Source organism: Bacillus sp. HMF5848 (assembly GCF_003944835.1).
Lineage (GTDB): Bacteria > Bacillota > Bacilli > Bacillales > HMF5848 > HMF5848.
The window spans coordinates 2,609,787-2,636,479 of sequence record NZ_RWIV01000001.1 but is presented as its reverse complement, the minus strand read 5'-3'; the positions used below and the strand labels follow the sequence as shown (position 1 = coordinate 2,636,479).

22 protein-coding genes and 2 pseudogenes are annotated in these 26,693 nt (G+C 36.8%); 17 read left to right on the top strand and 7 right to left on the bottom strand.

Annotated elements, in window-relative coordinates:
- Positions 1–216 precede the first annotated feature (216 nt).
- The 11 genes and pseudogenes from EJF36_RS12650 to EJF36_RS12600 all read left to right on the top strand — a co-directional run bounded on the left by EJF36_RS12650 (position 217) and on the right by EJF36_RS12600 (position 11,688).
- Positions 217–708 carry a hypothetical protein gene (locus tag EJF36_RS12650; protein ID WP_125906666.1) on the top strand — a complete coding sequence of 164 codons (492 nt, stop codon included), beginning with the start codon at positions 217–219 and terminating at the stop codon, positions 706–708.
- A gap of 268 nt (positions 709–976) precedes the next feature.
- A pseudogene (locus EJF36_RS12645) lies at positions 977–1,492 on the top strand (hypothetical protein); the annotation flags it as partial.
- Between the two features lie 249 nt (positions 1,493–1,741).
- Positions 1,742–2,224 carry a DUF2975 domain-containing protein gene (locus tag EJF36_RS12640; RefSeq protein ID WP_125906665.1) on the top strand — a complete coding sequence of 161 codons (483 nt, stop codon included), beginning with the start codon at positions 1,742–1,744 and terminating at the stop codon, positions 2,222–2,224.
- A gap of 9 nt (positions 2,225–2,233) precedes the next feature.
- Entirely contained in the window at positions 2,234–2,455 is a 222-nt protein-coding gene (locus tag EJF36_RS12635; protein ID WP_125906664.1) for a helix-turn-helix domain-containing protein, read from the top strand.
- Positions 2,456–2,531: 76 nt separating this feature from the next.
- The gene (locus EJF36_RS12630) at positions 2,532–3,326 is read left to right on the top strand and encodes a DUF817 domain-containing protein (RefSeq protein ID WP_125906663.1); all 795 of its coding nucleotides are present in this window, start codon (positions 2,532–2,534) and stop codon (positions 3,324–3,326) included.
- 177 nt (positions 3,327–3,503) lie between these two features.
- Positions 3,504–4,058, top strand: a complete 555-nt coding sequence (locus tag EJF36_RS12625) for a GrpB family protein (RefSeq protein WP_125906662.1) — start codon at positions 3,504–3,506, stop codon at positions 4,056–4,058.
- 160 nt (positions 4,059–4,218) lie between these two features.
- Entirely contained in the window at positions 4,219–4,452 is a 234-nt protein-coding gene (locus EJF36_RS12620) for a glutaredoxin family protein (protein WP_125906661.1), read from the top strand.
- A 256-nt stretch (positions 4,453–4,708) separates the two neighbouring features.
- Positions 4,709–5,113: a type VII toxin-antitoxin system MntA family adenylyltransferase antitoxin gene (mntA, locus tag EJF36_RS12615; protein ID WP_125906660.1), complete on the top strand. Its 405-nt coding sequence runs from the start codon at positions 4,709–4,711 to the stop codon at positions 5,111–5,113.
- A pseudogene (hepT, locus tag EJF36_RS12610) lies at positions 5,103–5,506 on the top strand (type VII toxin-antitoxin system HepT family RNase toxin). The gene mntA and the pseudogene hepT overlap by 11 nt, the downstream one beginning before the upstream one ends.
- Positions 5,507–5,865: 359 nt before the next feature.
- On the top strand, positions 5,866–7,761 hold the full coding sequence (locus EJF36_RS12605; protein ID WP_125906659.1) for a sensor domain-containing diguanylate cyclase: 1,896 nt from the start codon (positions 5,866–5,868) through the stop codon (positions 7,759–7,761).
- A gap of 333 nt (positions 7,762–8,094) precedes the next feature.
- Positions 8,095–11,688, top strand: a complete 3,594-nt coding sequence (locus EJF36_RS12600) for an alpha/beta hydrolase-fold protein (RefSeq protein ID WP_125906658.1) — start codon at positions 8,095–8,097, stop codon at positions 11,686–11,688.
- 167 nt (positions 11,689–11,855) lie between these two features.
- Here EJF36_RS12600 and EJF36_RS12595 read toward each other — a convergent pair whose 3' ends face one another.
- Positions 11,856–12,632, bottom strand: coding sequence for a YibE/F family protein (locus EJF36_RS12595; protein ID WP_125906657.1), 777 nt, complete (start codon positions 12,630–12,632; stop codon positions 11,856–11,858).
- Positions 12,629–13,792 carry a YibE/F family protein gene (locus EJF36_RS12590; protein ID WP_125906656.1) on the bottom strand — a complete coding sequence of 388 codons (1,164 nt, stop codon included), beginning with the start codon at positions 13,790–13,792 and terminating at the stop codon, positions 12,629–12,631. Before EJF36_RS12590 ends, EJF36_RS12595 begins: the two co-directional genes overlap by 4 nt.
- 338 nt (positions 13,793–14,130) lie before the next feature.
- Here EJF36_RS12590 and EJF36_RS21550 point away from each other — a divergent pair, with 338 nt between their 5' ends.
- Positions 14,131–14,295, top strand: a complete 165-nt coding sequence (locus EJF36_RS21550; RefSeq protein WP_185806900.1) for a hypothetical protein — start codon at positions 14,131–14,133, stop codon at positions 14,293–14,295.
- A 171-nt stretch (positions 14,296–14,466) separates the two neighbouring features.
- Here EJF36_RS21550 and EJF36_RS21545 read toward each other — a convergent pair whose 3' ends face one another.
- Positions 14,467–14,610, bottom strand: a complete 144-nt coding sequence (locus EJF36_RS21545) for a hypothetical protein (RefSeq protein WP_185806899.1) — start codon at positions 14,608–14,610, stop codon at positions 14,467–14,469.
- Between the two features lie 229 nt (positions 14,611–14,839).
- Between EJF36_RS21545 and EJF36_RS12585 the strand changes: the two genes are divergently transcribed.
- Positions 14,840–15,163: a YnfA family protein gene (locus tag EJF36_RS12585; protein WP_125906655.1), complete on the top strand. Its 324-nt coding sequence runs from the start codon at positions 14,840–14,842 to the stop codon at positions 15,161–15,163.
- 219 nt (positions 15,164–15,382) lie between these two features.
- Here the strand turns inward: EJF36_RS12585 and EJF36_RS12580 are convergent, their stop codons facing one another.
- Complete coding sequence (locus tag EJF36_RS12580) at positions 15,383–16,027, bottom strand: GNAT family N-acetyltransferase (RefSeq protein WP_125906654.1); 645 nt, start codon at positions 16,025–16,027, stop codon at positions 15,383–15,385.
- A gap of 417 nt (positions 16,028–16,444) precedes the next feature.
- The gene (locus EJF36_RS12575; RefSeq protein ID WP_125906653.1) at positions 16,445–17,905 is read right to left on the bottom strand and encodes a SpoIIE family protein phosphatase; all 1,461 of its coding nucleotides are present in this window, start codon (positions 17,903–17,905) and stop codon (positions 16,445–16,447) included.
- 341 nt (positions 17,906–18,246) lie between these two features.
- Between EJF36_RS12575 and dacB the strand changes: the two genes are divergently transcribed.
- Positions 18,247–19,725, top strand: coding sequence for a D-alanyl-D-alanine carboxypeptidase/D-alanyl-D-alanine endopeptidase (dacB, locus tag EJF36_RS12570; protein WP_125906652.1), 1,479 nt, complete (start codon positions 18,247–18,249; stop codon positions 19,723–19,725).
- A 70-nt stretch (positions 19,726–19,795) separates the two neighbouring features.
- Here dacB and gdhA read toward each other — a convergent pair whose 3' ends face one another.
- Positions 19,796–21,178, bottom strand: coding sequence for an NADP-specific glutamate dehydrogenase (gene gdhA, locus EJF36_RS12565; RefSeq protein ID WP_125906651.1), 1,383 nt, complete (start codon positions 21,176–21,178; stop codon positions 19,796–19,798).
- A 342-nt stretch (positions 21,179–21,520) separates the two neighbouring features.
- A complete protein-coding gene (locus tag EJF36_RS12560; RefSeq protein WP_260471899.1) occupies positions 21,521–23,113 on the bottom strand; it encodes an aspartate:alanine exchanger family transporter in 1,593 nt (530 codons plus the stop codon).
- Positions 23,114–23,356: 243 nt separating this feature from the next.
- Here EJF36_RS12560 and EJF36_RS12555 point away from each other — a divergent pair, with 243 nt between their 5' ends.
- The 3 genes from EJF36_RS12555 to EJF36_RS12545 all read left to right on the top strand — a co-directional run bounded on the left by EJF36_RS12555 (position 23,357) and on the right by EJF36_RS12545 (position 26,665).
- Positions 23,357–24,079: a YwaF family protein gene (locus EJF36_RS12555; RefSeq protein WP_125906650.1), complete on the top strand. Its 723-nt coding sequence runs from the start codon at positions 23,357–23,359 to the stop codon at positions 24,077–24,079.
- A gap of 270 nt (positions 24,080–24,349) precedes the next feature.
- Positions 24,350–25,189 carry a MurR/RpiR family transcriptional regulator gene (locus EJF36_RS12550; RefSeq protein WP_125906649.1) on the top strand — a complete coding sequence of 280 codons (840 nt, stop codon included), beginning with the start codon at positions 24,350–24,352 and terminating at the stop codon, positions 25,187–25,189.
- Positions 25,190–25,237: 48 nt separating this feature from the next.
- Positions 25,238–26,665, top strand: coding sequence for a YfcC family protein (locus tag EJF36_RS12545; protein ID WP_125906648.1), 1,428 nt, complete (start codon positions 25,238–25,240; stop codon positions 26,663–26,665).
- Positions 26,666–26,693: the final 28 nt, after the last annotated feature.

The window sequence follows — 26,693 nt, the reverse complement described above, 5'->3', positions numbered from 1 at the left end:
TATTTTATCCTAACACTTATATAATTAGCCAAATATGTAGCAAATATTAAGGCAGCATGGGGACGGTTCTTATGCTGCCATATCTAGAAAACTAACTGTAGCTAGAAAACCAAATGTAGCTATAATGAGTATTTTAAATATGGAAATTATATACAAAATAATTGTGGTATTATTAAAACAGATATCTATTGGTGTTAATGTAAAAAAGGAGTGGGAATGTTGAAGAAAATGTACCTATTGTTGTTACTTCTACTTGTTAGCTTTACAGGTTGTAGCACGGAATCAACACTTGAACAAGTTTCCCATGAAGATAATAACAAACTACAGAGTGAAGTTCTAGAGGCGGATAACGATGATTTAGTTAAAACTGTACAAGAAAAAATGCAACTGAATTTAACAAAGGAAAATGTTACGGACCTTTTAGGGAATCAGTATCAAAAAATTAAATCGTCTTATGATGATAGTGACATGTGGCGTTACGATATTGGGACAAAAGAGGGGTATCAGTCACCTGATGATGAATATGATACAGGTGATATACAAGGATTGCAAAATGGCTCCATTCAAGCGCAATTATTTATTAGTTGGAATGAAGAAAACCGAGTAAGAAATTATTCAATAATTTACTATGATAGTAATGATAGCAAGGTGTATGACTATCGTGTGTTTTCAGATGGAGGGGAGCGGGTACAAGCATTAACGAATTAAACATGTTCGTAGGATAAACATGCAATGTTAATGTGATGTTCTTTTCTGCTGCACCATTACACAGGACAAACAGGAGAGTCGTCTCCTTTTTTATGTTCGCCGCCTGTCTTTAGAAAAAATTTTCCTACTGTTAATGCTATTGTAATTTAGTACAATTATAGTATTGATCAGACTAGGAGTGGTTCATAAATGGATCATATGAAAAAACTATTAGCGACGTATTCTAAGAAAACAATAAGTTTATCAGAGCTTGAAGGACTGCTTAAGCCTTTCGTACATACATATGAACAATGAAGTGATGAAGGTGAACTGTCGAAAAGTTACAAACGATAATAAAGTCACAACACGCTCTTATTCGTGGGAGCAAAGTAACGTGTGGTCTGGCGGGGAAAAGTGGAGCAAAAATATGACACTGTTTTTAGGTATCCTTAATTATATTGCTGAGAAAAAACAGCACATTCAGCAAAATATGAAAAGGCATCACGCTGTCATTATTGATAATCCATTTGGAAAAGCGTCAAGTGACCACGTCTTAAGTCCCGTGTTCTTTATCGCTGAACAGCTAGGCTTCCAAATAATAGCGTTAACAGCCCATGCAGAAGGAAAGTTTCTTCAAGATTACTTCCCAGTCATCTATAGCTGCCGCTTACGAGCATCAACTGACGCTAACAAAAAGGTTATGACGAAAGAAAAATGGCTCCATCATGCTTTCTTCCAAGATCATGAACCGAAAAGTATGGAGCGTCTTGGAGAAACGGAGCAAATGGGGTTGTTTGACTTTTAAAAATAAGTATTTTTGTATTCAGTATGGTTATAAAGTGTCTGTCCGTAACTAAGGGCGGGCACCTTTTGTGGCTTAATAGAGTAACGAGTAGAGCGTTCCTTGTATTGAGGAATGCTCTTTTGTTGCTTCAAATTATAATAATGTGTTTTTTAGCAATGAAAATAGATTGAGAATTAATAAAAATTTATTGAAAAACAATAAATAATCAATTAAACTAAATATTAACAATGAAGTAAATGAGGTGCTTATATGAAACATGGAACAACGCTCTTTTTAAAGTTAGCTGTTATTCTTTTAGGAATTCCAGTTCTTGCTTTGTGTATATTTTTGGTGCCTGAGATAGCAAAGTATATGGCAGAATTATATCCTGAAATTCCTTTTATGCCATATCTCGTTCTAATTGGTTTGTATGCAACTGCGATACCGTTTTATTTTGCTTTGTATCAAGCTTTTATACTTTTAAACTATATTGACATGAACAAAGCGTTCTCGGAAACATCTGTAAAAGCTTTAAAGACAATAAAATACTGTGCTATCACAATCAGTATCTTATACGTACTAAATATGCCACTTTTTTATCTCTTCGCGGAAAAAGATGACGCCCCAGGTGTCATAATAATTGGCTTGATTATGATTTTTGCTTCAATGGTAATTGCCGTTTTTGCTGCCGTTCTACAAAGACTTTTACAAGAGGCGATTCATATAAAATCAGAAAATGATTTGACGGTTTGAGGTGATGATATGTCTATCATAATTAATATTGATATAATGCTAGCTAAAAGAAAAATGAGCGTCACAGAGCTTTCGGAGAAGGTTGGAATAACAATGGCTAATCTTTCGATATTAAAAAATGGAAAAGCAAAAGCGATCCGATTCTCAACTTTAGAGGCAATTTGTAAAGCATTAGAATGTCAGCCAGGAGATATTCTAGAATACCGAAATGAAGAAAATAACGATGATTAAAGAAGAGTTGTACAGAGACTATTGTACGTGCATAACTCAAAAGTGCTTAAGAAAGAAACCTTCGGAGGTGAAAATCTTGAGAGCATTCGAACAGCTCGTTCGTTTTGGGTGGGAGCAGGCACTATCGTGTTTGTTTCCTGTTGTTATTTTTGCGTCTTTGGCTTTTACAAAAATCTTCCCACTTCCCTTCTTACCACGATACGACTGGCTGCTCATTATTTGTCTTATGATGCAGTGGTGGATGGTACGTGCTGGGCTTGAAACACGTGATGAACTAAAGGTTATCACATTGTTTCACCTTATCGGACTTGCTCTTGAGCTTTTTAAGGTACATATGGGGTCATGGTCTTATCCAGAGGACGGATATTCGAAGATTTTCGGAGTCCCTTTGTATAGTGGGTTTATGTACGCAAGTGTGGCAAGTTATCTTTGCCAAGCTTGGAGGAGGTTAAAGGTTGATCTTGTAAATTGGCCCCCATTATTAGTAACGGTTCCTCTTGCAGCTGCGATTTATTTGAATTTTTTCACCCATCATTATTGGATTGACATCCGTTGGTGGTTATCTGGACTTGTCATAATCGTATTTTGGAAATCATGGGTTACATATGAAGTTCATGATACTCATTACCGTATGCCGCTCGTACTTTCTTTTGTGCTTATCGGGTTTTTTATATGGATAGCAGAAAATATCGCAACGTTCTTTGGAGCGTGGGAATATCCGAATCAAGCTAATGTATGGAGTCTCGTTCATCTAGGAAAGGTGAGTTCATGGCTCTTATTAGTAATAGTTAGCTTTCTAATAGTAGCAACATTAAAGAAGGTTAAGGGGAAGGAATTCATTAGAAACGAAGTGCAAGGGGTAGAAGGATAGTGACAGGTTCTTGAATTACAGCCCTATAACAACCCTAATATTTTTTTACGAAGGTATATTTTAAGATATAAACTTGTAAATGAAAGAATAGTAATATCGTTTATTACTTTTGTCACCTGAGTAACAATAAACTAATAAAATGATCGCCTTGGTAAAGGTGTTATAAAAGGAGAAAAAATGAATAAAGAAGAGCTTGGAAAGTTATATCCTATAAAAATTGTCCCTTATGATACGAGCTGGTCATCGATTTTCGAAAAGGAAAAAGAAGCTATTATTAAAATTCTTGGTTCAAAAGTTGTTTTGAGAGTAGAGCATATTGGAAGCACAGCTGTTCCGAATTTATCTGCCAAACCTACTATTGATTTGTTAGTTGAAATTTCAGAAGATACAGGTATAAAGGACTTAATTATTAGTAAAATGACAAACAATCATTATATCCATATGAAAGAGCAAGACAAGCATTTAATGTTTGTGAAAGGATATACGCCAACAGGTTTGGAACAAATTTCCTTCCATATTCATATCGGGACACAAGCACATGATTTTTTATGGGATAGAATTTGTTTTCGAGATTTTCTTCGCTTAAACCCTACAGTTGCCAATGAATATGAGCAATTGAAGTTAAATTTAGCTAAAATCTATAAACATGATAGAGAAGCATATACCGAAAGTAAAACAGAGTTTATTAGCAAAATAACAAATGTGGCGAAAGCAGATTTAAAAAAATCATAGTCATTCACTTATGTAATGAAAGGGTGCACTAATCATGTTATGATTCGTGTATCTTCTATCAAATAATTTTCCGCATCACCAGAAAACAATTAGTGTCATAACAAAGCTAACTCTTGCTACAATTAAATAGGAAAAGTGGGTACCAAAGGAGGTTGCATTCATGACGAAACCTATAATTATTTATTCTACTAACGATTGTGTAGAATGTGAATTTGTCAAAAAAATGCTACAAGAGGAAGGGATAGCATTTGTAGTTAGAAATATTTCCACTAGCGAGCAATACAAAAAAGAAGTAGAACAATACGGATTTCTCGGTGTACCTGTCATTGTTAAAGGAAACAAAGCAGTAAAAGGACTAAACCAAGAGCTAATCAATCTACTCAAGGAAGCATAGGGACGGTTCTCATGCTTCCTTTTTCTTATTTAACTAGTACCAGTTCCGCGTCATTTCTCTTGAACAAACAAGCGTGTGCGCCAAATCTTTCGCTTGACACCTTTTGCACTTTATTTAATAAAAAACATAAGGTCCGATCCAGTCCGAAATTTATCTGTAGATACGACTGTTGTACTTAGCATTGTATTTTATTGTAAAAAATATGAAACAAAGACAAACCTCTGATATAATGTAAGAAAAATGTGGAGGTTAAAATGTGGACAGTAAGATTGAACAAATCATAATGCAGCATTTAATCGGAAAATTGTCTCCCACTTTGATATATGTGTTTGGTTCTACAATCAAAGGAACCTCCCGTGCTCAAAGCGACATTGACATTGCTTTTCTAGGGAACAACATGTATGATTCTTATCAACTTTTTATAATTGGTCAGGAACTTGCTTCTAAATTAGGCCAAGAGGTAGATTTGATTGATTTGCAAAAATCAAGTACTGTTTTTCAAGCGCAAATTGTAACAACTGGTAAAATCATTTACTGTACGGATGTAAATAAAAAAGCCCAATTTGAAATGAAAACATTAAAAATGTACGCCAAATTAAATGAAGAACGGGCTCCTGTCTTAGAAAGTATTGAGGAGAGCGGGACAATATATGAAAAATGATGTTATCCTTAATAAAATAAGTATAATAGAAAGATGTTTGATTCGTATAAAAACTGAATATAATAATAGCCCAGCTAATCTCGAGAATTACACAAAACAAGATTCAATTGTTTTGAATATTCAACGAGCTTGTGAGGCGTCAATTGATCTAGTATGCATACGGTGGCTGAAAAAAAACTGGGCCTTCCTCAGAACAGTAGAGATGCGTTTTCTCTCTTGGAAAACGAAAAGATTATAACTACTGATCTTTCTAATCATATGAAAGCAATGGTAGGGTTTAGAAATATTGCTGTCCATGATTATCAAGAGATCAATTTAGTAATTTTGCAAAATATTATTGAAAAGCATTTACAAGATTTTCAGGACTTTTCTAAAGCTATTCTTTCATATTAAATCAGCAACTATCTATGCAATGTTCCCTAACATCTGCAACTACAAATATAATTAGAATATCTTCCTAATATATCAAGGCGTTTCTACCAAAGTAGAGACGCTTTTTCAAGCTAATAAGAATGATTAACATATTGATACTTTCATAACGCATAAGTGTAACTACGCCTCTGTCTTCGCCTTAAGGCTCGCCAATCCTTGCGTTTTCTTGATTACTTTCGTCTTATTATAAAAGTATGTTGTAACATTTTGATTATTTGCAATTATAAATTCAATTTATGCAACACTAGTGTTAGAATATAAAATATGTTTTCCAAAACAGTAAGTAAATTACATAATTTAATAAAAGAGGATAATTACTTATGATGTGTAAAACGAAATGGTTGCTACATATTTTTATTTTTCTAATCATGCTTAGTGTTTCACCGGAAGCTGTTCAAGGATCTACCTTACCAAAGGGTACATTTGATGCTACTAGTTGGGATTTCGAGCAGGACGGTCTTTTACGTTTACAGAGTGAATGGGAATTGTATCCGTCGCAGCTTATCGAACCAGACGCATTTGTAAATGGTACTGTTTCATCGACACCTATTTACATAACAACGCCAACAGATTTAACAAGTATTGTGCATGAGGGGGAGCGATTCCCAGCTGATGGCTACGGTACGCTTCATCTAAAAGTAAAGCTTGATCAATTGAAGGAAATTTACGGATTAAAAAATTTGTATATGTCTTCATCTTATAAAGTTTGGGTAAATGGAGAGTTGTTACAAACAGCTGGACAAGTAGCTAGAACTAAGGAAAACTATAAGCCATCGTATATGCCGATGGTAGCGATGTTTAAAACAGACGAAGAGATAATTGATATCGTCGTTCACATCTCTAACTTTCATCACCGTCGTGTCAGGCTAAGTACATTTTACTTAGGAACAGCTGATGCCATCAATGATCTCACAAACAAAGGAACTGTAAAGGACAGTGTATTATTTGGTAGTCTTGTTCTCATAAGTTTATATCATTTTATTTTGTATGTGCTGAGAAGAAATGAAAAAGTGTTTTTATATTTTTCTATCATTGCAGTCGTGGTCGGGTTACGAGTGGGAATTGTAAACGAGCGATTGCTACTTACTATATTTCCAGATTTACAAGCCGAACTGATGATGAAGATTGGCTACTTACCAGACTTTATTTTGCTACCATTGTTAATTTTATATATACGAGAAATATTTCAGTCAAAAGAACTAGCATGGCCAGCCCGAATTGCTACATACGCCATACCGATTTTTACGATAGTTATTTTTGCAACGAATGTAAAAGTCTATGATTTTCTGTTTCAATATGGTTTGTGGGTTATTATTGGATTTGGGACTTTTGTCATTTACTTACTTTTTAAAAATGTATTTTTGCAAAGAAAAAGCGGCTCGTTTGTTATGATTGTCGGTGGATTGGCGGTCCTACTCACAGCCATTAATGATACGCTGCGTGAGCTTGATATTATTCATTCACAAGAAATGCTCACAACCGGCGTTTTAATTTTTATACTTTTACAGGCCTTTTACTTAGCATGGCGCTATAATGATGCGTTTAATCGTGCAGTAAGATTAGCGCAAGAAAATGAAGCTATGTATGAAGAGATACAGGTGTTAAATGAAGATTTAGAGCGAAAAATAGAACTGAGAACTTTAGAATTAACACATGCAAATGGAGAACTAAAGAGATTAGTAAACACGGATCCTTTAACAGAGCTACCTAATCGTAGGTGTTTTGATGATAGACTACAAGAAGAATGGAATCATTCTCACGTGACTAAACAGCCACTATCCATTCTATTAATAGATATTGATAGTTTTAAAAGTTATAACGATTTCTATGGTCACCTACAAGGTGATGAATCTTTGAAAAAAGTTGCTGAGCAATTACAAAGGAATGTGAGAAGCGAAGTGGACATGGTCGCAAGATTCGGCGGAGAAGAATTTGTTGTATTACTTTCTAACACGGATGCAAATAAAGCGGATCGTGTAGCTGAGCAACTTCGACAAGCTATAGAAAACTTACAATTACGTCACAATCGCTCTAGCGTATCTGACATTATAACAATCAGTGTAGGAGTTTACTCGACTATTGTGACAGAAGATACAACAATCGAGCAAATCATTATGCGGGCTGATGAAGCGCTATATGTTGCAAAAGACAAAGGTAGAAACTGTGTTCAGAGTTATGAAAGCTGGAAAATGATGACTAAGGTTATCGCTGATTAAATATGCATGTGGCAGTATGGGGACGGTTCTCATGCTGCCTTTTTTTATTAGTACCTCCAATAAGATGCTATCGACTAGTGTGTTATTTTTTTGTTACTACTGATAGAAAGTCTATACCATTTAACCCACTTTATTAGATTATTTTAAACGAAATACCTAGTAGTAAATGGTTTCATCCTTTCATACAAAAAATGTCGAAAATTTTTTAGTAATAATTGTAAAAAATATTTAGAATTCATGTATAATTATTTTTGTAAGCGTTTACTGTTTTTTAGTAGAAAATCAGCTTTTGTTTTACCTCGTGCAGCTTACTAATTTAAGGAGGGATTTCATTTGAGGAAACGTAAAGTAGTTAGTTTGTTTTTAGGTGTGCTATTGCTATTCTCAAGTTCTATTGATCCTGTCTATGCGAATGAAAAAGTTGCCAGTGAGTCTGATCTTAGTAAGATTGATTTATTAGGAGATTGGCATTTTACGAATGGAGACAATGTAGAGTTGTATTCCCAGCCGAAGTATAACAGTTCTTCTTGGGCTAAAATCCAACCTGCCACAGGATTTTTGAGTCAAGAGACCCTTCCGAGTGAATCGTTTGCCTGGTTTCGAAAGGATTTTACAGTACCTAAAGAATTCTCTAAAGAAAATTTGACATTAGCTTTAGGTAAGATTGATGATGCCGATGAGGTTTTTCTAAATGGTAAACTAGTTGCCAGTACGGGATTTTCAAATGGTGAATATAGTGGATCGTTTTGGTCTCAGGCAAGAGAATATGAGTTAGACGCTTCAGCATTACATTATGGTAAGAAAAATACAATCGCTATTCGTGTATATAATGCAGGCGGTGGCGGTGGAATATATGAAGGACCGCTAGGTATCTTCACAGAATCCGCACTTCGAGCTGAAAAAGGATTGCCACACGCGGAAGCTAATGCAAAAGAAACAAAAAAAGTCATTGAGTTTCTGAAAAATCAACAAAGATTTATTAATACAAACAAAATGCACAACTATAATATGACTCTAGCCAATGACTACTTTCACAATGGTTATTCTAAGACGGATCAAATAGATTATATTAAGAATTTGTATCAAACATATCAATCCGTAAAGCAACAGGACGAAAGAATCTCAGTTTTTAAAGATAACGAGCGTTATATTGTGGTAACACATAGAAAAATAATTGTTAAAAATAATAATGATAGTAAGGTTTTAGTAAATGAGAAGCAAGAGAGATACTTTGTGGAAAGATACGGCTTACTATTTGAAATAGGAAATCAAAGTCGTTTTTACAAAGCTTTCTATTATTCCGATGCCTTTCAACAAGACATGCCATATAGAGTATATCTACCAGAAGGTTATTTAAATGCGAAGGAAAGGTATCCGACAGTTTATTTACTCCATCAGTATGGTAGTTCAAGCCAACAGTATGAGGTAGATAACATTCAGGAAAAACTAGACAAATGGATAAGCGAAGGTATCATGCAAAAGATGGTCGTTATTATGCCTGACACATCTGGAAACAGTTGGTATGTCAATAAGACAGATGAACCTTGGATGAATCTCATTGTTAACGATTTAGTTCCTCATGTTGATTCTACATATAGAACCATTGATAACCCTGATTTCAGAGGGATTTCGGGTGTTTCAATGGGTGGATTTGGTGCATATGTTATTGGATTAAATTATCCAAACTTATTTAAATCAGTATCAAGTCATATGGGGGCACTGAGCTTTGAGTTTGAAGGGCAAAACCCTATGAAATTAATTCAGAGTACAGACCCAGAGATGTTGAAGTCGTATTCACTTTATTTAGACGGAGGCACAGAAGATGCTTTAACTTCTATGCCTAACTCAACGAATGATATTCATATATACTTGAGAGAAAATAACATTGAGCACGAATTCAGTACACGGGCTGGATCGCATAATAGTGAGTTTTATTTAGCTTCCATGCATCAGTCTTTTGCAATGCATAGTAAACATTTCACTAAAAATCTGTTGACTGGTCGTCTAGATGTAACTCCTCAAGCTATCACAATAGACACCAAGACTGCAACAGCTAACTATGATGTCTCTGTAAGTAACGATATTTTAAAATACAAAGGTACCAATGTTGGCGTTAGTATGCCTATGAACATTCAAGTGCAGGTAACAGACCCAACAAATGAGGTTATTCATAGCCAACAAACTGAAATCAAGAAAGTAGAAAATAAAAAGTATGAGGGACAATTTGATATTCCCACGCAATCACTAAGCGATGGAGATTATCGTGTGCATTTAGTAGTAAATATGTTAGGAAAAAGATTTGAAATTGCTACTAAACCGATTATTATCGTAAGCCCTCCTATAATATCAAATGAAGAAGCGCGGATTGATTTGTTAGGAGACTGGAAGTTCAAATTAGATTATGACTCTCCTAGCGATATATCTAATCTAGTGACAGAAGATTGTAGTATAGTACAGCCAGGACTAGGCTGGTGGAAAAATGGATTTGGTGGGTATGATGACATTGAAAGTTATAATGGTGGTGCCTGGTACGTAAGAGATTTTGAAGTTCCTGCCGATTTTCCACTAAATGATTTAACTTTATTAGGTGGTAAGATTGATGATGCGGATGAAATATTCGTGAACGGTATTCTTATTGGAAGCACGGGGATGGAAAAAGGTGCGTTTATCTCATCGCATTGGGCTGAATTGAGAGAGTATAAGCTAGAACGCGACATTTTGAAGCCGGGAGAAAAGAATACTATTGCCATCCATATGTATGACAATTCAGGTGACGGTGGGATTTATTCTGGTCCTATAGGAATTTACTCAAAACAGGCACTCCGAAAGGCCAAAGGACTTCCTTACGAAAAAGCAAGTGGAGAAGTAGAAAATCAAGTTCAACAATTCATTGAGAATCAAATGATGATGTTGCAAAATAAAGACTTTGTTAAGTTAAGTGACACTTTATCAGACAATTATTTTAATGATGGTAAAAATAAAAATGATCAAATTGATGATCTAAAGCTTCAAGTTAGCAAATACAAATCTCTAGACGTACAAACCACAAATGTTGAAATATACAAACAAGGAGATAATACACTCTATGTCGAAGCAGATGTTGTTATGAAAGGATACAGTGCTGCGACAACTCCTGAAGTGTTAATGAACACATCACGAACACATGTATATGCTCTCCAAGAGGGCGGCATTCGAGAGATTGGGAACCAAAAAAGAATGTTTGTTGATCAATATTTTTCAGAAAGTATAGGAGAGACAAAAACAGCAAGAATCTATCTTCCAAAGGAATATGCAGAAAGTACAAAGTCATATCCTGTTGTGTATTTGCTTCATCAATTCCAAAGCGACAGCTCTTCATTTGAGTTAGATAACATTCACAATATACTTGACCAAGCAATGGAAGATGAAGTAATACAAGATATGATAGTAGTCATGCCAGATTCTAATGGCATGAGTTGGTGGGTTAACCAGAGTGATGGAAAAGCTTGGATGGATATGGTTACAAAAGATTTAGTTCCATATATTGATTCAAACTACAGAACAATTGCTGATAAAGAGCATCGCGGTGTTTCTGGGGTTTCCATGGGAGGATTTGGCGCATACGTCATAGGATTGAGCAATACAGATTTGTTTACTAGCTTTGCAAGTCATATGGGTGCATTAAGCAGTGTAAGAGAAGGATTAAATCCTATCGAGTTAGTAAAGAGTTTTGAACCAACTAACTTGCAGGAGTATTCTTTTTACTTTGATAGCGGAGACAGAGACTTTTATTATTTTGATATACCAGCTTTACAGCTTCATAGTTATCTAAAATCTCAAAATGTACCGCATGTATTCCAAATTAAAAAAGGAACCCACAACAGTGCATTTTATACATCCACGATTGTTGATTCCTTTAAAATGCATAGCGAGCATTTTAATAAATAGCCATATGTAAAGTTTTGCTTTAATGAAGTCTAATATGTATATCAGAAAAAAAGACAAAACACATATGCCGAACAAATATCTATACTTTGTTTAGATATTTGTTCGGTCCTTTTAGAAATTGTCGGTTTAAAGTTTCATCCTCTTGATGATAAAACAACCTCTTGAGCTTATTCGTGTATATCACTGTTTGCTTTGTTCTTCACTAAAAAATAAGCTGTAATCCAGGACGTAATCGGGATTACGAGCGTGACCCCGATACCAGCGCATAGAATCGTAATCATTTCCGCACTAAATATTTTAGAGTTTACAATGTCACCTAGCGTGTAAGATAAATCCTTAAACCAAATAAGTAAGGCCAGATAGCTCCCAAAGAAAGCGAAAAATAGCGTGTTCGTGCTAGTTCCTAAGATGTCCTTACCAATCCCAAGACCTGATGCGAAAAGCGCTTTTCTATCAAGGTGCGGGTTATGATAATAAATTTCTCGCATCGGAGAGGAAATAGCCATCGCCGTGTCCGTAATGGCACCAATCGTACTAACAATAATCACAGACGTAGCAATTTTCACAAAGTCGACTCCAATATATAGGGAAAACATGCTGAGTTCCTCGATTTCCTCTTCCCCAAAACCTTGGATTTTGGCTTTTTCTGTTATGATGACAATAAATAACAGTAATATCACAATCGTGATGATAGAAGAGACGAAGGCTGTCTTTGTTTTGCTATTGATGTCATTTATATAAAATAGATTTATAAAACAAATGATGATAGACGCGACCAATGTTAATATAATTGGATTGGCATTCGGATCGTTCATAAGAAAAACAATCATGATGAACACAGCGAAATTGAAGAACAAAGCAAAGAAAGACCTCGCACCTTTCCCTCCACCAATTAACGTCATTAAAAGAAACAAAATGACTGTCATTATAACTAAAACATTCATGATGCGGCCTGCTTTCTTTTTAAGAACAATATCGAAATATAAAGGCCAATCGGAATGGTTAGCACGATCCCAATCCCACCAGCTAGAGCGCGTGCTAATTCTAATGAAAGGTTGATTGATAGGATAAAGCCTAGTGGGTATTCATTTTTCATATATAAAAGAAGTGTCGGAATGGAACCGCTAATATAAACAAAAAACAAAATATTTGTCATCGTACCCATAATATCCTTTCCGATTTCCATACCTGACTGTATAAGTGCTTTAATGTCAATGTTGTGGTTTTTTTCATACAATGCAAAGATAGATGACGACATCGTGATTGCCACATCCATGACGGCCCCTAAAGAGCCTATGAATAATCCTGCCATAAAAACAACTTGATAGGGGCGAGTGATAAATTGTATTTCCTCATAACGAAGACCTTGCTCCGACGTGACCCACAATACGAAATAAGTAATAAGAAGAGATGTAAATGTCCCTAACAGTGTGGCAACAATAGCCGCATACGTTTTTTCATTAAAGCCATTAACGAGCGCTAAAGAAATAATAGTAAATAACACAATACTAACGCTGCATATAAATAATAGGCTAATACTTGAATAGTTAATGTATATATCTAATGCATAACTCAACAAAGCCGCATTAACAATCAAGCTAATAATAGAAAACAACCCTTGCTTTTTCCCAACTAGTAACAAAGTGAAAATAAAGATCCAGCCTACAAACACGATGTATGTATCGCGTTTAACAGACTCGATGGAGCCTGTTAATTCGGTATTGCCCCCAGGCGAGTTAACTGAAACAAAAACCTCATCTCCCAGACGGTACTCTTGATCAAAAGCTTTAGACGACGAATACTCATTCCTTAGCTGAATCCGCTGCCCTTTTTTCGGTCCGTTTTTTAACACAGCTAAGATGTGCTGTGTAAATAGACGATCCTCATTATCAAATTCATCAACCACTTCCGTTGCTTCTTCTAAATGTGTCTCTATCACCTCGGCTATTGGCCGTTCATAAAAAGAATGATTGTTGTGCACAAACATAATAGAGGCTACACATAAAAGGACTAAGACTGTGAGTATGTACGTGTGTTTTTTATTCAAATTCCTAAAGATGTTCCTCAAAATAAAACCTCCTGGCAGTATGGGGACGGTTCTCATGCTTCCTTCACAGTGCTAGGTACGTCTCGAATGAATACTAAAATTAATAAATAGTGTATCACAGTTGAGTTGCGAATCATAAAAGAGAAGAAAAAGGACTTATAACCGAGTTGTATTAAGGTATTTATATGAACTAGGGCGAGTCTAAGTAGTCTAATGAATTAAGATAATGAGATCGATGGTGAGGTTTAGAATGAAGTAGAGGTAAGGGGGTTTTTTGTTTTTTAACAGCTAAACTGTAGCAATTGCTTTTTTTATTCGGAAGGATATTAAATCTGTAGCATTAACTAACTAATATGTATGGTAAAATTATACAGATATATAACGGAGGTGATATTATGCATGCCATTATGGGGTTTATGTATTTTGCATTGTTTATCGGTTCCATTGGTTCAGTCATATTAGTAGTATGGTTCCTTTACAAAATAAGTAAAAATAATGAAATTCAAGTAGAGCAAAACAACAAAATCATTCGAATATTGGAGAATAATGAGAAAATTTGACATAGAATGTGGTCTAAATGATACATACCTCTGTCCATAATAAGTTTTTAAATAGAGAAATTATTGACTAATTAAAATACAATATTAGTAGAAACGTAGAGTTTAAATTGAAGACAAATCCTTCTTTTGTGAGATGTAAGAAGGATTTGTCATCTAAGTTTTTATCCTTTTTTAGAAAGGGCCAAAAAATCCACGTCTAAACCCTCGACGGAATCCACGTACATATCCTGGTACAAATCCAACTCCAACTCCACGTCTAAATCCACGACGGTATGCAGGAAATGGACGAACAAAACGAGGTCCAAAAAATGGCACTAAAACCTACCTCCCTCCTTATTTGTCATAGTGTATGAAGTGTTAATATTATTTGTATAGGTAAAGGACTAGTTTGTTTAATATTGGGTTTAAGGGGAGGATGGTCGTCATTTGCTAGCTAAGCTAGGTGGTTACAAACAGAACACATAATCTGCTAAAATAATCGTATTCATAAGTTTCAATTGAGATATAATTATTAAATTACGTGAAACCCAAGGGGTGAGTTGAAATTAGTGCCATTATTTTATTTATACTAGCAGGAATAGCTGAAATTGGTGGAGGTTATTTAATTTGGTTATGGTTAAGAGAAGGTAAACCTTTTTATTGGGGGATAGGTGGAGGGATAGCATTGGCTTTATATGGTGTGATTGCAACATTTCAAGCCTTTCCTTCATTCGGCAGAGTGTATGCTGCATACGGAGGAGTGTTTATTGTTTTATCTGTTCTATGGGGCTGGGGCGTTGATAAAAAAACGCCAGATTTATATGATTGGATCGGTGCAACCATTTGTTTAGTAGGTGTATCAGTCATGTTACTTGCGCCACGGCAATAATATTTTTCAAATCAAGAAGGATAGAGTTCCTTATGTTTCAAGACAGCACAGCCGAAGCAGCCTAGTATACCCGCGAGTGACCCCGAAGTCTGCTAGTTAGTAAGTTAATACTTTATCACTAGTAACCATCCTGCCGGCTAAAAAAAGTCGTCAAACCGCCCAATACATATAAAAAAAACAACAAGTCGCTGATGTATTAGCTTCTTGTTGTTTTGATGTCTATCTTGTTAGTAGCTTTTCGAAATATTTCTTTCCGTTTTCTTGCTTTTCCTCAAAGCCCATTTTTCTTAAATAGCCTACATGTTCATCAACCGTTGTGTAGCTAATTAATCTGTTATAGCCTTTATTTAAAAAGTGGTCTTTACTATCTTCGTAAACGAAGCTTCCAATTTTGAAATCTCTATACTCTGGAATAACAAAGTCAAGCTCTACTTCTAAGGTGTTTTTATCGTGCTTAGAACCCAAAAACACACCCGCTGGCACCATGTTTCGTAAAATATAGAAACTAACCTCGTATGTGTTTGTTTCTAATTTTGAAGGATCCGCAAATTTTTTAATGCCTTCTTTATAGAAATGTAAGAAATGGTTAAAATACTCGGAATCCTTTTCTATTGAAAGAATCTTAAAGTACTCTTTCTTAGCGCTCGCACTATATATCTTAACAAGATAATATATGTTAATAATGGCAATACCTAAGTTCATAAACCCAACTGGTAAAGCCCCTATTAAAAATCCATATAGTGAAAACAAGCTAGATCCAACTAAATTAATCCATCTAAGCTTAATAATTGAACTCATCAATAAAGAAACAAGGACAATAAGAGAAGCTAAATACCCTAACCACTCCAACCAATTAATTTCCATTCTCCTTTAAACCCCTTTCGAAAAATCACGAAAATAATTATAACACACTATGAACAAGAAGGCAGTATGGGGACGGTTCTCATGCTGCCTTAGTCCTCCAGTAACAGGTCTTTTTGCGTAAAGCCTCTTTTGTTGGACAGCAAATAGGAGGTTCATCTCCAGGGCAATTATATTATTTAATTTGCCACACTTTGGCATATCCTTATTCAGCATACGGCTGCTTTTTACATAAATACTGTTTCACCTGCGACAATAAGAACATATAAACCCAACGCATGATTCCATTATTAAAGTTATAAGTCATAAGGATGAGTCTTTTGCATCTAACGAAAATCCCCCACCTCAGTTGTCAATGAAGTGGAGGATCAAGCTTACACTTACATAATGCGTTAGAAAAACTATTAAATTCCACAATATTTAAAGCAATTGAATAGATACGAAAGATACATCATCTGACACATCAGCCGCTTGTTTTCTTAAGCTAATTGCTTTTTTCACAAAATCATGATTGTTTAATGCTGTATAATCGTTTGTGAAGCGGATTAAATAATGAATATTATCATCTAGGCTGAGTGATTCTTCCTGTAGGACCCCGTCTGTATAAAGTACTAGCCTACTATTATGACTATAGGAAATCTCGTGTAAGGGTGGGTTTATATCATGGAGTAATCCTATGGGCACCGTCCCATCATTCAAAAGAGAATGCCTACCGTTATCTTGTAACAATACACCATAAGGATGCCCACAATTCACATACGAAATTTTCTTATCGATCGTATCAATCAGCATGAAGATTCCTGTGAAATATATGGCTTCCTTCAAACCTGCTAAATTAGTTTTCATATGCTCATTAAGAAGTTGCACAAACCGGACAGGATCGAACGTATTGAAATGTAATATATCTGAAGCAAGCGTACGTATTTTCATACATATTAATGATGCTGATATCCCATGTCCCATAACATCTGCAATGAGTACTGCATATTGCCCATTTTTTAAATCTTGCCAGTAATAAAGGTCACCACCAAGCTTTTCCCAAGGCTCGCAATGACCGTGAATTTTGATATGCTCCTCTTCAATCGGCTTTGGCAATAAACTCATTTGAATTTTCTGTGCATAGTCAAGGTTGTCCTCTATTTGTTTTTGTAATTGACGCGTTTCTGTTAAGTCTCTATAAAGTGCATACGTAGCAATGTGTTCATCTTCGTTAAATATTGGAAAAGAGATGAGCTCTATATATACGAGATTTCCATCTTTTTTCTTTCGGATGGTGTTCGTTTTTAATAAGCCAGATTTCTCTACTTCTTTAATGTTCTCGTTCTGTTCTGTAGCAGTATTCTCAGGATATATCACGTGCATCGGAGACCTCCCGACGATGTCACTTGCTTTATATTGAAATAGCTCTTCAAAATTATAATTAACATCCATAATGCGGTACTCGTTATCTAGAATGAGGATAGCATAGGGAGATTTTTTGAAAAGTATCTCAAAAAAGGAAGTTCGAATCTTCGTTTCTGTTATATCAGTAATAATAGAATACAGAAGGTTAGTAGATCCATTACTTATTCTAATACTATTAACTTTTACATCCTTTATTTGTCCGTTTTTAAGAACGTGTTTAAAGTAAAAGACACTTTTTCCTTCCTCATTCACTTTTGCCATTTTTGCCATAACTTCTTCTTTTTGTAAGAAATTTAAATCAAAAACGGTCTTTTGTAGAAAATCATCTTTGGAGAAGCCATAAAAATCAATAGCTGCTTGATTTACATCGCAAATCTGTCCAATATTAGGCCGAATAATAAGTATCGGCAAAGGGTTTTGGTCGAAAAGGACCTTATATAAATTGTCTATAGGTAAATTGTCTCGTGATTGCTTCATAGTAATTTACCGAAATCCTTTCGTTGTTTTAAAAAAATGAAAAGAGTGCACTATTATTATACCATTAGTCGTATTAGAGACCTGTGTCTATTTCGGGAAAACAAAATATAGAAAGATTGTTAAGCTGACTAGCAACGATATAAAGTTTCACGTGCTCCACCAGCATCATCAATCTCTATATAGTTTTACCACTCAAAAATCGCCTTTTCTAGCTCCAAGCAAATATCGGGCTAGAAAAACAAAACTAGTAAACATGATATTTTTAAAAAAATGAATAAAAAATTGTATTATCAGTCATACCAATGTAATGGGCATAATGACAAAGCACGAAAGGATATGTCATGAAACTGAAACTTCTATTACATGTATGTGTTATATTGGCTATTTCTTTTCTACCTTACATGACGGTGGAGGCGCCTCATGCAAAAGAATCAATAAGTATCGAGCAGCTAACGACACAACTTACTCAACTCGTAGAAAATGAACCTTTATTAAAAGGAGCCACAATTGGAATAAGCGTGCGACATGCATTTTCTGGTGACGTGCTCTATGCGCGTAACAGTAACGTACGGTTAACGCCTGCATCGAACATGAAATTATTTACAGCGCAAGCTGCTCTGCAACTGTTAGGCGAAAACTACCGATTTACGACTGAGGTGTTAACAGATGGCCATGTGAAAAAAGGAACGCTGTACGGAAACGTATTTTTAAAAGGAAAAGGAGATCCGACTTTACTTCAAACAGACCTTGAAACGATCGTTGAGACGTTACAAAAAGCGGGTATAGAAAAAATTGAAGGAAATGTAATAGGAGATGATAGTTGGTTTGACGATGTGCGGCATTCAATTGATTTACCTTGGTCGGATGAACAAGAGTATTATGGAGCGGGAGTGTCTGCCTTATCGTTAGCACCGGATAGCGATTATGATACAGGTACCGTTCTCCTGGAAGTCATGCCAAACAAAAAAGTGGGCGGAAAAGCACGTGTCACGGTGACACCAAAAACAAAGTACGTAACCATTCAAAACGACATAAAAACTGTCGCAGCAGAAGAGGAAAAGGATATTACGGTGGAGCGTAAGCACGGAACAAATGTCATTACTCTGTCGGGAACGATTCCGGTCAATGCTCGTAAAGATAAAGAGTGGGTTGCTGTTTGGGAGCCAACTTTATACGCGGTGGATGTGTTTCATGAATCACTCACAGGTCATGGGATAGAAGTTAGCGGGAACGAGCGGCGCGGCACGACACCAAAGAATGCGACACTCTTAGCTGAGCATCATTCGATGCCATTAAAAGAGCTGCTAATCCCGTTTATGAAATTAAGCAACAACGTGCACGCAGAGGTATTGGTTAAAGAGATGGGGAAAGTGAAGGCTGGTGAAGGAAGCTGGAATCAAGGATTGGCAGTGATGAAGCATGAACTCCAAGCACTTGGCATTGATGTGAACACACTCATCACACGGGATGGTTCTGGCATATCTCACGTAAATGCCATCCCGGCTAATGAAATATCAAGGCTTCTCTTTGTGGCACAACAACAGAAATGGTTTCCTGCCTTTCAATCTTCGCTGCCTGTGTCAGGCTTTCATGAGAAAATGGTCGGTGGCACACTTCGTTATCGGTTAACAGACCCGAGCGCAATTGGCAGAGTATATGCAAAGACGGGCACATTGACGTCTGTCAGTTCTCTTGCTGGATATGTAAAAACAGACAGTGGGGAGGACCTCATTTTCTCTATCGTACTGAACGGGTTGCTTGATGAGTGGGAAGGAAAAAATCTTGAGGATAAGATTGTGATGGCTTTGCTTAAAATGTAAAACGGGGGCGGTTCTTCTGCTTCCTTCACGTCACACGGGAAGGAAGCATGACAACCGTCCCCATGCTTCCTTATATGACGCCTTGCTCAATCATCGCATCGGCCACTCTTACAAAGCCAGCGATATTGGCACCAACCACAAGGTTTCCGGGAGCGCCGTATGTCTCGGCGGCATCTTTGCTGTTACGGTAAATACTTTTCATGATTCGATGCAACCTGTTATTGACTTCTTCGAATGACCACGAAAGTCGGGCACTGTTTTGTGCCATTTCTAAAGAGGATACAGAGACACCTCCCGCATTGGCGGCTTTTCCGGGAGCGAATAAAATATTTTCTTTTAAGAAAAGATTGATGGCTTCATGAGTAGAAGGCATATTTGCTCCTTCACCAATCGCCTTAACGCCATTTGACACTAATATCTGGGCAGAGTGGTGGTCAATTTCATTTTGCGTCGCACATGGAAGGGCAATATCACAAGGCACGGACCAAATGCCAGATGGATCGTCTGTGTAGATAGCGTCTGGATGCTCTTTTACATACTCGTGAATTCGTTTATGTTCTACTTCTTTTAAGCGTTTGACAGTATTTAAGTTGATCCCTTTTTTATCATATATATATCCACTTGAATCACTACAAGCAACCACATTGGCCCCCAGCTCCATAGCTTTTTCCATCGCATAAATAGACACATTACCTGAGCCAGACACAACGACAGTACTATCTTTAAAACAAAGATCATTGTCTTTTAACATTTCCTCTACGAAATAAACTGTTCCGTATCCAGTTGCCTCTTTGCGTGCTAGGCTTCCACCGTAGCCGATTCCTTTTCCGGTTAACACACCAGCTTCAAACCCACCGCGAATTTTTTTATACTGCCCGAACAGATAGCCAACTTCTCTTGCCCCAACACCAATATCACCAGCCGGCACATCAATGTCAGGGCCGATATGCTTGCTCAGCTCCGACATGAAGCTTTGGCAAAATCGCATAATTTCTCCATCTGATTTACCTTTTGGATCAAAATCGGCACCACCTTTGCCACCACCAATCGGTTGCCCAGTTAGTGCATTTTTAAAAATTTGCTCAAAGCCTAAAAACTTAATAATACTTGCGTTTACTGTAGGATGAAATCTTATCCCGCCTTTATAAGGCCCAATCGCACTATTATATTGCACGCGAAATCCACGATTTACTTGCACATGCCCTTGATCATCTACCCACGGCACTCGAAACGTAATCACTCTTTCAGGCTCAACGATTCGTTCGAGGATGGCTTGATTGATATAATGAGGATTTTGAACGAGGGCAGGTATAAGTGAATCTAATACCTCTTTCACCGCTTGATGGAATTCACTTTCATGTGGATTGCGTTTTTTCACCGTTTCAAATACATGTTGAATGTATTGGTCTATATGTTCATTATGAGTTTGCTCAACTTGTTCTAATGATTTCATGGTATTATGCTCCCTTTCAGTACATATTCGGTAAAAAAAAACTTTTCACTATAAGGTATTTAGTTACCAGTTCTAATGATTACGAAACATAAGCCTAGTTCTTGGAAAGTGGAAACGGGATTGCAGAATAAAGGCAATCCTCCCGAAAAATAACAAAATCACCACTAGCAAATCATGAATAAAAATCTAGTGGTAGTTTTACTCTTCAATAATTAATCAATTGTATCTACGATAGGTTTTTCGGAATAAGAGGGAGTTATGCATGGATGGCAGAAAGGGGACGGTTCTTCTGCTTCCTTCCCGTGTTGGGAAGGAAGCATGAGAACCGTCCCCATGCGTCCTTTATATGAAGAAAATGAGCAATTGCGAAGCAATCGCGACAAAAATGAGGGCAAATGGATAGGCTGCCGCATAGGCAATCGCAGGGTCTTCCGAATCAATAAGTTGATTCACCGAGCCTAGCCCTGGCGTACTTGTCATGCCACCACATAGGACACCTAATGAATGAATGATACTTAACTTGAATATCTTCCTAGCAATAAAGAAGCCAACCGCTATGGGCACAATTGTGATAATCGCGCCACTAAGTAGCAGGGTGAGTCCTTCTGTTTGAACGACTTCGACAATGCCTTGACCGGCTGTCGTGCCGGCACCGGCTAAGAAAAGGGCCAGTCCAATATCGCCAATAACTTTATTAGATGGCTGATAATAGCGGGCCTGAATAGGTCCGATTTTCCCGAAATGCCCGATGATTAGTGCTACAAATAGTGGACCACCAGCAACGCCCAGTTTTATAGTGCCTAAGCCAGGAAGGTGGATTGGAATCATCCCGACAAGAATCCCAATTAATAGGATAATACTGAGTGAAAAAATGTGTACATTGGTAATCGCAAGACGTTTTCTAGAAAACAATTTTTCGACATCATCAAGCCGGTCCACACTACTCACGACCGTTAAGATATCGCCTCTTTCTAAACGAATTCTCGCGTTTTGGTTGTATTCAAACCCGCCACGCTCAAACCTTGTCACCGTCACACCATATTTTCGTCTTAAGTGTAACTCTTTTAAATTTTTCCCAATCGTTTCTTCTGAGTCAACGACGATCTTTCTTAATTTAATATGGTCGGCATTTTTGAGGTTTGTCGTCACCTCTTTACCAACATAGTCGCGAAATCTTTCAATATGAGATCGCAATCCAACTGTCACTAATCGATCTCCTTTTAAAATAACCGTATCGCCCAATGCGATTATGTTTCGGTCGTTTCGAATAACACGACTAATAACGACGGATTGGAATTTATTGAAATTTAGCTCCTTCAATGTTTGCTTATGAATAGAAGGATTCGTCACCTCAATGGTTGTTACTTCTGGTGACTCTTCATTTCGAACTGGGTCGGCTGCTTTTGTTAAATCCTCTTTCAAGTTTACTTTCAACAGCTTTGGTAGAAGCTGCACAAATAACACGACGGCCACTACCCCGAAAGGATAGGCAATCCCGTACCCTACAGAGGCAATCGGGTCGTTCGTTGCTTGAAGAGCCGCTGCAAGACCAGGTGTACTAGTTAAAGCGCCTGTCATAAGTCCAATGCTCAATGCTTCTGGAATATGAAACAGCTTGGACACTACAACGGTCGTAATAACGGCAACAAAAACAATGATAAAGCCAATAATACCAAAAATGATCCCGCTCGTACGCATCATGCGGAAAAAACGAGGACCTGCTTGTAATCCAACTGCCACGATAAACAAACTAAGTCCGAAGCTTTGAATAATCGGTGCAACTTGGAACCCATAATGGCCAAAAATCATAGCGACAAGTAGAATACCTGCAGAGCCGAGGCTTAACCCTTTGATTTTCGTTTGCCCAATCCAAGAGCCTAAAAATAAGATGATAAAAAGTAGTATAAGGGGTTCTTCCAATAAATCTACAATCACGGTAGTACCTCCAAATCGTAAGTTGCCTAATTAAAGTGTTAATACTGATTATATACTTTTACCTAATAATATTGGAGGTGTTTCAGCATTGTTTCACTTGTTTGACATAGTCGAAGCGCTTACATAGAGTCTTGTAGGAAAAAAGAGACGCAAATGTTTGATTGTCCCTATTAACTGAATAGATTTAGTGGTTCTCAACAAATGTTAGTAATATAAAACGCTAGGCAGCAAAAGGAGAAAACGATGAAAGAGCTAATCATACAAGATGGAAACAAGCCGTTTATTTTATTCTCGCTCACGCACTTACTTACGTTGGCCTTTTTTGTATTAGTTTGTGTTGGAATGTATATCTTTAGACAACAACTACAACAAAAAGTGACAAACAGCATCTTTAGGTATTCACTCGCAACTATTCTTATTATTTCAGAAATAAGCTTGGCATGGTGGCTTCATTATATCGGCATGTGGTCAGTCATGAACTCTCTTCCGCTTCATTTAAGCAGTCTTTCATTAGTGTTATCGACTGTATTACTTTTAACACGCAGCTATAACCTGTTTGAATTTACGTATTTTGTCGGAGTAGGAAGTGCCATTCAAGCGATGATTACACCAGATTTGCAAGCATACACCTTTCCTCACTTTAGATATGTTCACTTCTTTATCTCACACGGAGGCATTTTAATAGCGAATCTATTTATAGTAATAGTCGAAGGCTTTTATCCAACCTTTAAGTCGATTGTGCGAGCCTTTCTGTATCTAAATGTTTATACAGCGATCATATTTCTTGTAAACCTAGCGATTAATGGAAATTATATGTACATTATGAAAAAACCAGTCAATCCCTCTATTCTTGACTACCTTGGTCCTTGGCCATACTACATTTTCAGCCTAGAACTCATAGCCCTTGCTACTTTTTTTATGTTGTATGTACCGTTTTATATTTTAAAAAGAAACAAGCAATTATGAGGAATCATAATAACGGTTTTAACCAGCTAAAGAAAAGGAACATAGTCTATTATTATTATGAACATATGTTTTCATTACATAAACTACCAAGTAATATGAACTCTTAAGAGGATGAACTGGTAATTCTATCAACCAAGATTACCAGTCATCCTCTTTTTTTATATTAGTTTGTAATATTAATAATTTTCTGTTAATATAATCAAAATGAAGTAAATCCTTTATTTGGAAATCAAAATAAAGTAAATCCTTCAAAAAAGTGAGGTTACTATTATGGCAGATTATCAAGAAAAAATATCAACTACATATAATACACTTTCTCCAAGCTTGAAGAAGGTGGCAGAAAAACTATTGGACGATCCTGTATTGTTTTCGCAGTCGACAGCGATCTCCATAGGAGAAAAAATAGGAGTCAGCGAAACAACGGTTATTCGTTTTTGCCATTCTCTCGGATTTAAGGGGTTTAGCGAGCTTCAACAAGAAGTTCGTCAATATATATATCACTTCAAAAGTCACATCACCATTGATCAAGAGGAAGGAGGAGAATTATATGAAAAGGTGATGCTGCAAGACATGGCTAATATTAAACAAACCATGCAGAACGTCACCAAGGAACAAGTTGATAGAATGATAGATATGGTACTGAAAGCTGACAAGGTTTTTACGTTAGGATCTTATAATTCTTTTTCTATCACTCATTGGCTATGGTTTAACTTGCAGGAAGTACGCAATGATGTCATTCTTCTACAGCCTGGTACGGATAATATTTTTTCACAGCTGAAAAACATACATGAAGGAAGTGTCCTCATTGCGAGTTCGTTTCATCGATATGCCTTGGACACGTTATGGATTGCGGAAGAATTCAAAAAGCATGGTGGTTCTGTTATCGGTATTACAGACTCACCAATTGCACCCATTCATAAGTTTAGTGATGTAACATTTTGTATTTCAACATCAGAAAGCAAACTCATCAATGATATTGCAGCCGCCTATTCTCTATTAAATGGCATTCTGACAGAGATGATGGTCCGCGTGAAAAAGGAACATGCATATAACGAAGATAAATTCGGTATTGAAACCTCTTATCAAACAAGAAAGTTTTTTGTTCGATAAATCGTTTGAGTAGGACGGATTGTCTCGCAAAAAAAAAAGAAAGAAGGTATGAATATGAACCCCGAGGTAGAAACGGTAAAAAAGAAACCTATGTTTCCGATTCCACATACGTATGCGATTATTATGCTCATCATTATCATAGCAACGGTTGCAACGTATATTGTCCCAGCTGGTGAATTTGAGCGAACTACAATGGAATCAACAGGAAGAACGGTTGTTGTCGAAGGTTCTTATGCTGCTGTTGAGCAAAGCCCGGTAGGATTTTTTGAGATGTTTAAAGCTATTCCAACTGGCATGAAGGATGGAGCCAGTATTATTTTCTTCATTTTACTCGTAGGAGGAGCATTTGGTATTATTCGAGCCACAGGAGCGATTGAGGCTGGAATAGGAAAAGCCGTTATTGGATTAGAGGGTAAAGAACGATTGATGATTCCTATTTCCATGGCGCTTTTTTCAGTGGGTGGTTTTTCCATGGGGATGGCAGAAGAGAGCATCATCTTCGTTCCGATTGGAGTAGCGCTGGCAAGGGCTTTAGGCTTTGATGCCATTACAGGTACGGCTATGATTAGTTTAGGAGCCGCTAGTGGATTTATAGGTGGAATGTTGAATCCGTTTACAGTTGGTGTGGCACAAACAATTGCGGAAGTACCGCTCTTTTCAGGTATTGTGTTTCGTTCCATCGTGTACGTTTGTATTTTAGCGTTCGGTATTTTCTTTGTCATGAGGTATGCCTACAAAGTGAAAAAGGATCCGACAAAAGGGGTCATGTATGATATTGAGCAAAAAGCGAAACATGAAGATGTTTCAGCTGCATTAGAAGAAATACCTAAGCTTAACGCGAAGCATATTCTTGTTTTTGTCTTCTTATTCGGTGGTCTTCTCTTTAACATGTATGGTGTCTTTCAATGGGGCTGGTATATTACAGAGCTAACGACATCCTTCATTATTATTGGATTGGTATGTGGATTTGTTGGCGGCTTAAATGTGAATAAAACATTTGATGCCTTCGTAGATGGTGCAAAAATGTTAACGTTTGGTGCGTTGATTGTCGGCTTTGCACGCGGGATACTAGTAGTTATGGAAGAAGGTAGAATCATTGATACATTGATTAATAGCCTTGCAGGATCCATTCAGAACTTGCCAGATTCACTTACGGTTCTCGGTATGTTTATTACACAAACATTCCTGAACTTCTTTATTCCATCTGGTAGTGGTCAGGCTGCGACAACGATGCCAATTATGACGCCGTTGGCAGATATTTTAGGGTTAAGCCGTCAAGTTGCTGTATTGGCGTATCAATATGGAGACGGTATTTCAAACTCCATCATTCCAACATCAGCAGCGTTAATGGGATATCTAGCTGTTGCTGGTGTTCCGTATGATCGTTGGTTCAAGTTTATTTGGAAACTAATTTTAGGTTGGACAGTTATTGCTGGTGTAGCTCTTGTTGTGGCGGTTATGATTGGAGTCCAATAAACGTTTTTAAAATCAACGGCTCTGTTAA

Excerpts from the sequence above, each read along its gene's own strand:
- EJF36_RS12650 (WP_125906666.1), top strand. The coding sequence starts at position 217 with ATGTTGAAGAAAATGTACCTATTGTTGTTACTTCTACTTGTTAGCTTT.
- EJF36_RS12640 (WP_125906665.1), top strand. The coding sequence starts at position 1,742 with ATGAAACATGGAACAACGCTCTTTTTAAAGTTAGCTGTTATTCTTTTA.
- EJF36_RS12635 (WP_125906664.1), top strand. The coding sequence starts at position 2,234 with ATGTCTATCATAATTAATATTGATATAATGCTAGCTAAAAGAAAAATG.
- EJF36_RS12625 (WP_125906662.1), top strand. The coding sequence starts at position 3,504 with ATGAATAAAGAAGAGCTTGGAAAGTTATATCCTATAAAAATTGTCCCT.
- EJF36_RS12620 (WP_125906661.1), top strand. The coding sequence starts at position 4,219 with ATGACGAAACCTATAATTATTTATTCTACTAACGATTGTGTAGAATGT.
- EJF36_RS12605 (WP_125906659.1), top strand. The coding sequence starts at position 5,866 with ATGATGTGTAAAACGAAATGGTTGCTACATATTTTTATTTTTCTAATC.
- EJF36_RS12595 (WP_125906657.1), bottom strand. The coding sequence starts at position 12,632 with ATGAATGTTTTAGTTATAATGACAGTCATTTTGTTTCTTTTAATGACG.
- EJF36_RS12590 (WP_125906656.1), bottom strand. The coding sequence starts at position 13,792 with ATGAGAACCGTCCCCATACTGCCAGGAGGTTTTATTTTGAGGAACATC.
- EJF36_RS21550 (WP_185806900.1), top strand. The coding sequence starts at position 14,131 with ATGCATGCCATTATGGGGTTTATGTATTTTGCATTGTTTATCGGTTCC.
- EJF36_RS12580 (WP_125906654.1), bottom strand. The coding sequence starts at position 16,027 with ATGGAAATTAATTGGTTGGAGTGGTTAGGGTATTTAGCTTCTCTTATT.
- EJF36_RS12575 (WP_125906653.1), bottom strand. The coding sequence starts at position 17,905 with ATGAAGCAATCACGAGACAATTTACCTATAGACAATTTATATAAGGTC.
- dacB (WP_125906652.1), top strand. The coding sequence starts at position 18,247 with ATGAAACTGAAACTTCTATTACATGTATGTGTTATATTGGCTATTTCT.
- gdhA (WP_125906651.1), bottom strand. The coding sequence starts at position 21,178 with ATGAAATCATTAGAACAAGTTGAGCAAACTCATAATGAACATATAGAC.
- EJF36_RS12555 (WP_125906650.1), top strand. The coding sequence starts at position 23,357 with ATGAAAGAGCTAATCATACAAGATGGAAACAAGCCGTTTATTTTATTC.
- EJF36_RS12550 (WP_125906649.1), top strand. The coding sequence starts at position 24,350 with ATGGCAGATTATCAAGAAAAAATATCAACTACATATAATACACTTTCT.
- EJF36_RS12545 (WP_125906648.1), top strand. The coding sequence starts at position 25,238 with ATGAATATGAACCCCGAGGTAGAAACGGTAAAAAAGAAACCTATGTTT.